Origin of the sequence: Amycolatopsis sp., from assembly GCF_036008905.1 — a bacterium.
Lineage (GTDB): Bacteria > Actinomycetota > Actinomycetes > Mycobacteriales > Pseudonocardiaceae > Amycolatopsis.
In genome coordinates this window covers 17,932-28,371 of the sequence record NZ_DASYMU010000060.1, presented here as the reverse complement: position 1 = coordinate 28,371, position 10,440 = coordinate 17,932, and the positions used below count along the sequence as shown (strand labels likewise).

7 protein-coding genes and 1 pseudogene are annotated in these 10,440 nt (G+C 67.4%); 6 read left to right on the top strand and 2 right to left on the bottom strand.

Going from position 1 to position 10,440, the window contains the following annotated elements:
- Window positions 1-115: 115 nt before the first annotated feature.
- Window positions 116-883, top strand: a pseudogene (locus VGP60_RS12055) (NAD(P)H-binding protein); the annotation flags it as partial.
- Between the two features lie 28 nt (window positions 884-911).
- On the opposite strand, the gene VGP60_RS12050 reads toward VGP60_RS12055, so the two are convergent.
- Together VGP60_RS12050 and VGP60_RS12045 are read right to left on the bottom strand one after the other, a co-directional pair.
- Window positions 912-1,760, bottom strand: a complete 849-nt coding sequence (locus VGP60_RS12050) for a hypothetical protein (RefSeq protein ID WP_327548034.1) — start codon at window positions 1,758-1,760, stop codon at window positions 912-914.
- A 2-nt stretch (window positions 1,761-1,762) separates the two neighbouring features.
- The gene (locus VGP60_RS12045) at window positions 1,763-2,290 is read right to left on the bottom strand and encodes an MmpS family transport accessory protein (protein WP_327548033.1); all 528 of its coding nucleotides are present in this window, start codon (window positions 2,288-2,290) and stop codon (window positions 1,763-1,765) included.
- A 739-nt stretch (window positions 2,291-3,029) separates the two neighbouring features.
- On the opposite strand from VGP60_RS12045, the gene VGP60_RS12040 reads away from it, so the two are divergent.
- The 5 genes from VGP60_RS12040 to VGP60_RS12020 all read left to right on the top strand — a co-directional run bounded on the left by VGP60_RS12040 (window position 3,030) and on the right by VGP60_RS12020 (window position 10,371).
- Window positions 3,030-5,858: a copper oxidase gene (locus tag VGP60_RS12040; protein WP_327548032.1), complete on the top strand. Its 2,829-nt coding sequence runs from the start codon at window positions 3,030-3,032 to the stop codon at window positions 5,856-5,858.
- Window positions 5,859-5,944: 86 nt separating this feature from the next.
- A complete protein-coding gene (locus tag VGP60_RS12035) occupies window positions 5,945-7,054 on the top strand; it encodes a multicopper oxidase family protein (RefSeq protein WP_327548031.1) in 1,110 nt (369 codons plus the stop codon).
- A gap of 30 nt (window positions 7,055-7,084) precedes the next feature.
- Window positions 7,085-7,789: a YcnI family protein gene (locus VGP60_RS12030; protein WP_327548030.1), complete on the top strand. Its 705-nt coding sequence runs from the start codon at window positions 7,085-7,087 to the stop codon at window positions 7,787-7,789.
- Between the two features lie 86 nt (window positions 7,790-7,875).
- Entirely contained in the window at window positions 7,876-9,591 is a 1,716-nt protein-coding gene (locus VGP60_RS12025) for a copper resistance CopC/CopD family protein (protein WP_327548029.1), read from the top strand.
- 15 nt (window positions 9,592-9,606) lie between these two features.
- Entirely contained in the window at window positions 9,607-10,371 is a 765-nt protein-coding gene (locus tag VGP60_RS12020) for a helix-turn-helix domain-containing protein (protein ID WP_327548028.1), read from the top strand.
- Window positions 10,372-10,440: the final 69 nt, after the last annotated feature.

Sequence of the window (10,440 nt, the reverse complement as noted above, 5' to 3'; positions counted from 1 at the left end):
ACACTTGTTGCCACTCACGACCCCACCGCACTGCCCGCCACATTTAGCCTTCCCATCAAGATGGCTACGACTGTGCGCGGTCAACACGGAATGAAGGGGAGCGGTCCTCGCCGACTTCGAGCATGCCGATTCGCTCCGGTCTGCGCTGGACGGTGTGGACAGCGTTTTCCTCGTCACCGCACCGGGAGCGTGGGTTCCCGAGCACGATCAGGCCATGATCCACGCGGTCCGCTCGTCCGGAGCGCGCAAGGTGGTCAAGCTGTCCGCCATCGGCGGGGAGCACGGCACCGACGGGAAGACGAGGCCGGCCGAGTGGCACCAGCCTGGTGAGCGGGCGCTGGTGGCGAGCGGACTGGCCTGGACGGCGTCGCGGCCGACGGCGTTCGCCTCGAACGCGCTCCACTGGGCCGGTGTGATCCGGGCGGGCGGCCCGGTTCCCAACATGACCGGGACGGGCGCGCAGGGCGTCGTCGATCCCCGTGACGTGGCAGCGGTCGCGGTCGAGGCTCTCCTCACCGACAAGCTCGACGGGGCGGCCCACACCCTGACCGGACCGGAACTGGTCAGTGTTCCCGACCAGGTCGCTCAACTCGCCGGGGAACTCGGACGACCGGTCGCCACGGTCGACATACCGCCCGATGCGGTCGAGCGGCAAATGCTCGCCGCGGGGGTGGATCCCTCCGTCGTCGACGTCGCCGTCCACGGTTACGAGCTCGTCCGGGCCGGAGGCAACGCCGTGGTGACCGACGACGTGGAACGCATCCTCGGCCGCCCGGCCCGCGCCTTCCGCACGTGGGTCCGAGACCATCGTGACGCTTTCCTCACCGGTGGCGGCGCCGAGTCAGGCAAGGAGCCGGCGTCCGGGCCAGAGGCGTCACCGTAGCGTCAGTCCCGGCTCTGCGGGCACCGTCCTATTCGGTCTCTGTGGCGCGGCGCAGGACCCAGGTTCGGATCAGTTGCGTGCCGACGAGGGTGACCAGCAGGGTCGCCAGCAGTGCCGGTCGTTGAAGGTCGTCGTTGGTGCCGGCGGGAAGTGCTTGCGCTGTGCCGGTGGCGCGCGACCCGAGAACCGTCGGAGCGAGAGCCGGGTTTCCCACCTGGGGTACGCCACCGGGGCCGTAGTCATATGCGACGCCGTCAGGGGGGATACCGGGGATCAGGTTCCGGTCGAAACCCTGTGGGTAAATCTGCGCGAGGTCGGCGCCTGGTAGCCCAGGCGCTGTGGCGGTGCTGCCGGAGGTATCGGTCGGCGCGGTGGTTCCAGACGGGTTCGCGGGTTGCGGAGCGGAGGTGGCGGGCGGTTGCGCGCCGGGTGGCAGGGGAGTGGGTGTCGCGGGCTGGGTGGGGACTTTGCAGCTGAGGCCCAGTAATGACCGCAGCGGCGGGCCGAGCACGTCGATCAAGGGCGCCACCAAGGAGATCTCGTGCAGCCGGGTGATTACCTCGTCGGCGATCGCCGCGCCGGGGATGACGCCGGCGGTCTGGCCGACGGCGCCGATCGGGATCGGCGGCAGCGTGTTCCAGAGGTCGGTCAGGGGCGGCCTGAGCACGTTGAGCGGGTCGAGCGGGGCGATGGCAGCGGTGAGCTGACGGGTGATTGCCTTGGGAGCCAAGGAGATCGGTTGCCCGGGCTCACCGTGCACGGTCGCCGCGCAGGTGTCGAGAACCACGGTGTCGGACGCGCTGGCGCCGGGTGTGGCGGTGAGGGCGACCGCGACCGACACCGCGGCGATCGCCAGTATTCGCCGGAGTGGGCGCACGGCTAGTTCGCCGACGGGCGGATGGCCGAGGAACAGGACACCTGGGAACCCTGCCCCTTGGAGGTGGCCTGATGGACCACGTTGCCGTCGACGCTGACCGAGCAGGAGATCGCTTCGGCTGTCTCGTTGTTGGCCGCCATCACCTGGACGACACCCAATCCCGGCCCCACTTTGACGGTCAGTTCCTTGCGCCACGGCAGTTCGCCGTTCACCACCGTTTCGGTACCGTTGACGCCGTCGACGACGTATTTGATTTCGGGCGATTTTCCGGCACCGGTGACGGAATAAACGACCCGGTGTTCGCTGGTGGGCAACTTGACCTGGTCCCAGCCTGCCGGCTTGTCCGAGCCGCCGAAGAATTCGACGGCGAGGACAGCGGCGAAGGCGAACGCGGCGGAGCCGAGCACCCACGGCAGCCACCAGGTTCCCCGCGCCACCCGTACCGCGGTTTTCCGCGGCCGTTCTCCGGCCGGCGCCTCGCGTTTTTTCGCTGGTTCCGTTTTCGGTGGGCCGAGGGTCGGGTCAGCCATTCTGCACTCACTTTCTTGGCGTCTTCTCAGGTGCTCGGCACGCCGATATGAAAACCTGGTGTTCGAGAGAGATCTCGTGAGTTGGTGGCGACATAGTGACACGCTCCCGGCACTGCTGACCAGCGGTGCCCGGTTGGCCTAATCTTCGCTGTCGTTAGTCGTTAACCTAACTGAAACGGGCCTTGTTTCCCGCTGTAGTGCCAGCTCATGGCGTCGCGGACGTCCGCCGTGCGGTGTCGGTGATCCCCGGGTTGCGTCACCGATCCGAGCTGGACGGTCAATTTCCGGCAAGGCAAATAGGTTCCACCCGGGCCTGTGGCCCGAGGTCTCGAGCTTGTGTCACTGACCTGCGGTGACGGGCGAACCGTAACTCAAATGCCGAAGTCCGTGCGCTGATACCTATTTGCATCGCGCTTATGTCGGCGGTCGGCTGGAAAATTGTTCTTTCACCTTCGGAAATGGTGCGCGGCGGGCTTTTCGTGATCCGCAGTTAACATTCGGGCAAAGCCTTGTACACGGGGCGCCCACCTAATGTTCGGCACCAGATCAACGATCTTGCTTCGGCAGGTGTGGGGCGGGCGATGCAATTCAACCGATCGGCCAGGACAGGTGGATCGACACGATTCCGGCGAGGCCGAGCGCCTCCCGGACACCGCGTCATGCGACATGTTCCGCCGTGGTGGCCGGACCAGGGCGAGTCTCCGACCTTCGACAACCAAGCCACGAAGAAGGGAAAACGATGCGTACATCGCATCCACAGCGCGGGTTTCGGTACCGGCGCCGCCGGACGTCACGCGCGCTGGTCGTGTTCGCCGTTATGGCGCTGACCGCACTGGGCGCCGCGTTCGCCGGGCCGGCCCCGGCGTCGGCGGCCACGTTCACCGTGGAGCAGAAGAACCTCAGTTTCGTGCCCGACGTGCTTTCCGTCGGCGTGGGCGACACGGTCACCTGGTCGAACGCCGAAACCGACGGTTCGGTCCACAGTGTCGTGCAGTCCGGCGGCAGTGAGATCAACTCACCCGACATGGCACCGGGATCGACGTTCAGCCACGTCTTCAGCAGTCCCGGGACGACCAACATCACCTGCCGGTTCCACCCCGACATGTTCATGACCGTGAACGTGGGCGGCAGTGGACCGCCGACCACCACGACCACCGCGCCGCCGACCACGACGACGGCGCCCACGACGACCACCACGACCCCGACCACCACCACACCGACGTCCACCTCGGTCACGCCGACCTCCACCTCGACCGGTGCGCCGACGACGCCCACCGCGACCACCACACCGACGACCCCGACCACCACCGGGCCCGGCGGTTCACCGATCGGCGTCGGACCGCTGCCCGTCAGCTTCCGCCTCACCGACGACACCGGTTCGTGGTTCAACACCAACCTCAACCTGTTCGGCACGAAGTCGTTGGCGGTGGCGGAAATGCCGCGGCTCAACCTCGGCAAAGTGCTCGACGCGCTTCCGTCGCTCGACCCGTCGAACCTCCCGCTGCTGGGCAACGGGGCGTTGGACGCGGGCTCGATCGGCAAGCTGCTCGGCGGTGCCACCGCGGAGCTCGGCAAGCTGATGCCGAGCGGGGCGTCGACCCCGAAGGTCGGCAACCTCGGCGTCGATCCGGCGCAGCTGCTCAACATCGGCGCGCTGCGCAGTGCGGTGAACCAGATCCTGCCCGCCGGTGACGCGCGGGGTGAACAGGCCAACGCCCTGTTGAGTCAGTTCCAGCAGCAGGTGGCGGCGCAGCCGGCGAACCTGCCGATCCCGCTCGACAAACTGCCGGTCGGGGTCGACCTGATGAACCTGCTGGATCAGCTCAAACAGTGGGCCAGCAACGACATCACGCTGCCGGTGACGGTGAACTTCGGCGTTTCGAAGCCCGCGGCGGATTCGGCCCACACGGCGACGAGCCTGATCTGGCCGGACGGGGCGAAGGGTTTCCCGTACGACCAGGGCGGTGCCTTCGTCGGCAACCAGAGTGTCCAGCTCACCGAGCCGGGCCTGTACGCGTTCCAGTGCAAGGTGCACCCGTACATGCTGGGGGCGGTCGTGGTCGACGACCCGCTCACCCCCGGTCTCGACTTCGGCAAGAAGCTGCATGTCAACAGCCGCGGGCTGGTCGTGCCGTCCAACGCCGACATCATCACCCAGCTGGTGACGAAGTTCTTCAACATCACCGCGCCGGGCAACTGGCAGAACTACAGCGCCACCGAGGAAACCGAGTGGAACCCGTCGGACTACCCGCCGGCGCCGATCCTGACCTACAACGAGCAGGGCCAGCCGGAGCTCATCCCGCTGCTGAGCCTATTCCTGAAGGAACACCAAGGCGTGCCGAAGAAACTGCCCGCCGCCAACAAGAAGCCGAGCGTCCCCGGCGTCGGCGAGGTCTGGGTCGACACAGAAATGGAGAAGACGGCGGGCAAGACCAAACCGGGAACCGCGACCAGGGTCAACGTCCAGACCTGGGACGTCGAACGGAAGGTCGCGCTGCCACAGATCAACATGAACAACCCGCACAACATGTGGACCGACAAAGACGAAAAGGTGATCTACCAGACCGAATGGTTCAGCAACAAGCTCGACGTCTTCGACCGCGTGACCGGTCAGTTCATCAGGCAGATCGAAGTGGGGCCTGATCCGTCGCATGTGATGAGCCGGACCGATACCGGCCAATTGCACGTGGCGCTCAACGGCGGCGGGGCGGTGATGGAACTGTCGCCGGACGCCAGCAAGATCGATCGTCGGATCCCGGTGCAGCTGCCGGGAGAGAAGGTCGCCCATCCGCACGCCCATTGGATGACCGGTGACGGGCAGACGATGGTCACGCCGAACGTCAACCTGTACAACTCGACGATCGTCGACATCCCGACCGGCAACATCCGGCACGAACAGACCGGGGAACTGCCGATCGCGACGGGTATCACGCCCGACGGTTCGAAGGCGTACGAGGCGGACTTCTCCGGGGCCACGGTTTCGTGTATCTCGCTGAAGGAGAACGCCTGCCTCGGCGACGACGGAACCAAGCAGCACAACAAGAAGATCGACCTGTGGGCCAACTACGATCCCATCAAGGGGCCGTCCGGCGACTGGGGCGGGCTGGACATCCAGATCCCCGTCGCGCCGGACAACTCCGCGGTACTGGTGGCGAACACGCTGACGAGCAACATCACCGTGATCGACCCCAAGACCGACAAGATCGTCAAATGGCTGCCGTGCGATTCCGGTTGTCACGGAATCAACTACGGGGCGAAAAAGGGCGGCGGCTACTACGCCTACGTCTCGAGCAAGTTCGCCAACACGATGGCCGTGATCGACACCGACCCGAACGGTGACGGAAAGCCCGACGACGCTGCCGTGGTCGGGAAGATGATCCTCAACAGCGGGCCGAACACGGCCAGCGACGACAAGGTGGTCCAGTACGAAGGCATGGGTGGAATGGGTGTCCTCCCGATTCCCCTCGCCTACGAAGGCTGGGTCCAGCAGGTGCCGTCGAACGCGATCAACAACCAGCTGACCTGCCGTCAGCGAAACCCGGTCGCCTTCGCGACCGTGTGCGGATAACAGCACGCCGAGTAGAGGTCGGGAAACCCCGGAGCCGTGGTTTCCCGACCCTCGCGTGCCGAAAACCAGGTACAGAAAGGATTTCCATGCGTTTTCCGCAACGGTCGAGCCCGTTTCTGCCCGAGACCGCCCGCGGTCCCCGGCACCGGATCTACCGGTTCGTCGTACTCGGCGCGGTCGCCGGTCTCACCGTCGCCGGGGTCGCCGAGGTGGGAAGCCTCGGCCGGCACATGCCGGCAGGGGAGACAGTCGCCGTCCAGCAACAGGCGGAAGCCACCGGGCTGCTGGACCGGCCCCTGGGTACCGCGTTCGGCCAGCGTTCGCAGGCCGAGACCGACCTCGGCGACGGCACGAAGCTGGCCGCCTGGGAACTCAAGGACGGCGTCAAGGAATTCCACCTGACGGCGGCACCCCTGACTTGGCAGACCGAGCCGGGCCGCACCAAACAGGCACTCGCCTTCAACGGCCAGATCCCCGGGCCGGTCATCCGGGTGAACCAGAACGACCGCGTCCGGATCGTGGTGAAGAACGACATGCCGCGGCCCACCGCGGTGCACTGGCACGGCATGGAACTGCCGAACGACCAGGACGGCGTCCCGATGCTCACCCAGCCGGACATCGAGCCCGGCCAGACCTTCACCTACCAGTGGCAGGCCGTGTCCACCGGAACCCATTGGTACCACTCGCACATGGACGGGGACCAGGAAGGCAGAGGGCTGTACGGCGCGCTCGAAGTGGTGCCGACCCTCGGTGACTTCCCCGCCGAGCGGGACTACCGGATCATGACCGGCGACGGCGCGCTCGGCTTCGTGTTCAACGGCAAGAGCTACCCGGCCTCGGCGACCCTCGCCGCGCAGGTGGGCGACCGGGTGCACATCCGCGTGATCGGGACCGGGCCGGAGATGTTCCACGCCATCCACATCCACGGCGGGTACTTCACCGTCGTGGCGCAGGACGGCCGTCCGCTCGCCGTACCGCAGCAGATGGACACGCTCAACGTCGGTGTCGGGCAGAGCTTCGACCTGATCTGGGTGCCGGTCCGGCCGGGCAAATGGATGATCCACTGCCATGTCTTCTCCCATTCGGAGGTCGCGATGGGGATGACCGGCATGGTGTCGATCGCGAACGTGACCCCGAGGACGGTCCCGCTGCCGTCGCTGCCCGGGATCACCCAAGAAGACCCCACGCACGGCTGACCCGTTCTTCCCACTACGTAAGGAGATCTGATGTCGCGTCGTTTCCTCCGCAGGCTGCTCGTGGCTTCGGTGTTCGGCTTCACCGGCATGTTCCTGGTGCAGCCGGTCGCCTCCGCGCATGTCACGGTCACGCCGAACACGGCCGCCCCCGGCGGTTACGCCCGGATGGCCTTCAACGTCCCCAACGAACGTCCCGAAGCGTCGACGGTGAAGCTGGAAGTGCTCTTGCCCACCGAACATCCGCTCGCGTCGGTTTCGGTCCAGCCCGTGCCCGGCTGGACTTCCACCGCGCAGAAACAGAAACTGCCCGCACCGGTCCAGGTCGAAGGCGGCCTGGTGACCGAGGCGGTGACCTCGATCGTCTGGGAGGGCGGGCAGATCCGGCCCGGGCAGTTCGAGCAGTTCCAGGTCTCCCTCGGGCGGCTGCCGACCGGTGTCGGCGAGCTCGTTTTCAAGGCACTGCAGACGTATTCGGACGGGACGGTCGTGCGGTGGATCGACCTGCCGGACGGCGCAGGCGAGGCGGAACACCCAGCTCCGACGCTGTCACTGGCCGTCCCCGCCGGTGCTCCGGAGGCCTCGCCGGACATCGTCGGGCGCGCGCTGGGTGGTGGTGGCCTGCTCGCCGGGCTCGTCGCGCTTGGCTGGCTTCTGTGGAGCCGGTTCCGGCCGAGCCAGGCCGCGCCGGTGGTCAAGCTCGGCCAGAAGGCGGGCAACCCCAAAGTAGGGGTCTGAAAGCAGGCGGTGCCCCCGGCCGACCGGTCCTCGGCCGGGGACACCGCCGTCCGGAAAACCGTTCTCGCGCAGCGAAAGGGAAACCCATGTTCGTGGCCTTCGCCCGTCGGCTGCTGCCGATTTCGTTGCTGGCGTTGAGCATGCTGGCGTTCGCCCCGGCTACGGCGTCGGCACACGCGGTGCTGGCCGACACGGCACCCGCCAACTGGCAGGTGGTCGACTCTTCGCCACACGAGATCTCCTTGCGGTTCAACGAACCGGTGGACGCCGGACTCGCCGAAATCCGGTTGCTCGGCCCCCGCGGCGATACCGTCGAGGGGATACCACGGCCGACGCATCCGGACGGAAAGCAGGACGTGCTTTCGCTGGCCGTCGCCAACACCTTGGCCACCGGGACCCACACGGTGGCCTACCGCGTGGTTTCGGCCGACTCCCACCCGGTGCAGGGCGCGTTCACCTTCAGCGTCGGCCGCCCGACTTCGAGCGCCCCCGGCACGGTGAGCCTGAACGAAGGCAACACGGCGACGGCGGTGGTCTACGGCATCTCACGGTGGGTGGGTTACGCGGGATTGGCTCTGTTGCTGGGAACGGCGTACTTCGTCGTCGTGTGCTGGCCCGGCGGGGCCGCGCGGACCGGCACCCGGCGACTGTTGTGGGGTGGCTGGACGGCGGTGCTCGCCGCCGCGGTGATCGGTTTTCTCGGGTACGGACCCTATGCCGCGGGCAAGCCGCTCTCGGCCGTGTTCGACGCGGGTCTGCTCGGCTCGACACTGGGCAGCCGGATGGGACTGATGCTCGCGATCCGGGTGGCCCTGCTCGCGGTACTGGCCGTGGCGATGGCGCGTTTCCGTGGCCGCTGGGTACTCGCGGCGGGCGCGGCGCTCCCGGTGACCTGGGGACTGGCGACCCACAGCGCGGCCGGTGACCACATCGGCTTCGCGCTGGCCGCGGATTTCGCGCATCTGGCGGCGATGAGCGTCTGGATCGGTGGCCTGCCGGTGCTTCTCGCGGTGCTGCTGCGCTCAGGCGACATCGCGGGGATGCGTTCGGCCATCCCGAAATTCTCCCGCACCGCGGCGGTGTGTGTGGCGCTGCTGGTTGTCACCGGGATCTTCCAGGCTTGGCGCCAGGTCGGCACTCCTGCTGCGCTGTTCGGGACGGCCTACGGCACGGTGCTGCTCGTCAAGGTGGGGCTGGTCGCCGTGCTCGTCGGTCTCGGCTGGCTCGCGCGCAGGTGGGTCGAACGGCACTACGGCGCGCCGATCGTGACCGTGACGGACAAACGCCGGGCGCGCCGGGGCCCGGAAACCGGGGAGATGCACCGGTTCAGCCGGTCGGTCGCGGTCGAAGCCGGGATCGCGACGCTGGTGCTCGGGCTGACGGCGTCCCTCGTGAGCGTGGAGCCCGCACGCGGCGAGCTCGCGAAACAGGAGGCCGCGGCGAAGGTCCCCGCGTTCACCGGCCCGGTGAGCATGGTGATCCCCTTCGACGCCGGTGGTATCGCGGGGCGCGGTGAGCTGGCCGTCGAGGTGAGCCCGGGGAAGATCGGCGCGAATGAAGCACATCTCGTGGTGCTCGACGCCCAATCACTGCCTCGAGACGTGCCCGAGGTCCGGGCGGAACTGAGGCTTCGCGAGCGTTCCTTGGGACCGCTGCCCGTGGCGCTCCAGTACGGCGGGATCGGTCACCACATCGCGACCGCCGCGACGATCACCATGCCAGGACAGTGGGAACTCGACGTGACCGTGCGGACCTCCGAGACCGACCAGGCAACCGTGCGGGTACCGATCGGCATCCGGTGAACAGGGGAGTCAACGATGACCTCACAAGACGCGCGCCGGTTACCCGCGGTGGCGTTGGAAGAGCTCCGGCGACGCGCCGTGGCCGCTGTCCACGCGGGCGGGTCGCGCGCCGAAGTCGCTCGCCTGTTCGGGGTGTCACGGCGGACAGTCGGCAGCTGGGTACTGTCCTTTCGGGACAACGGCGAGGACGCGTTCCGCGCCCGGCCGCGCGGCCGGCGTCCCGGTGAGCAGCTGGCGTTGTCGGTTTCCGAACAGGAAGCGACCGTGAAGACCATCTTCTCCGGGATGCCCGAAGACGTCGGGTTGCCTTACTGGGTATGGACGAAGCCGGCGATCGCCGAGTTCGTCAACCGTGAGTACCGGGTCACGCTCAGCACGACGACGGTCGGTCAGTACCTGATCCGGTGGGACTTGATCCCGGCGGTCAACCTGCTGGAACTGTTGCGGGAGAACGAGGTCGTCGGCCGATGCCGGACCGTGGCTCCCGGCCGGGCCGTTGACGTGGTGTGGCTCGCCCGGACCCGTCCGCTCTTCGGTGAGGTCAGCGTACTGCTGGCCGTGGGCAATCGTGGCACGCTGTACTTCGACGTGCTGCCGGATCCCTTCGGCGCCGATCAGATCGCCGATTTTCTCCACCGGCTCACCGCGCAGACCGGCCGTGCGCTCGAGGCCATCCTCTGCAGGGGGCCCGTTCGCGAGTCCGAGGCGGTGCGGACATGGCCGGAGGATCTCGCAGAGCGGTTGCTGGGCGCACCGCCTAGCCACGAGATGTCGACATGACGTGATACCCCGCGTCCGCAACTACCGCCATCTGTCGACAGATGGCAAAGGTCGTTCAGGACGTCCCAC

Bases quoted from the DNA above. Each gene is read 5' to 3' on its own strand.
- VGP60_RS12045 (WP_327548033.1), bottom strand. From the start codon at position 2,290: ATGGCTGACCCGACCCTCGGCCCACCGAAAACGGAACCAGCGAAAAAA.
- VGP60_RS12040 (WP_327548032.1), top strand. From the start codon at position 3,030: ATGCGTACATCGCATCCACAGCGCGGGTTTCGGTACCGGCGCCGCCGG.
- VGP60_RS12035 (WP_327548031.1), top strand. From the start codon at position 5,945: ATGCGTTTTCCGCAACGGTCGAGCCCGTTTCTGCCCGAGACCGCCCGC.
- VGP60_RS12030 (WP_327548030.1), top strand. From the start codon at position 7,085: ATGTCGCGTCGTTTCCTCCGCAGGCTGCTCGTGGCTTCGGTGTTCGGC.
- VGP60_RS12025 (WP_327548029.1), top strand. From the start codon at position 7,876: ATGTTCGTGGCCTTCGCCCGTCGGCTGCTGCCGATTTCGTTGCTGGCG.
- VGP60_RS12020 (WP_327548028.1), top strand. From the start codon at position 9,607: ATGACCTCACAAGACGCGCGCCGGTTACCCGCGGTGGCGTTGGAAGAG.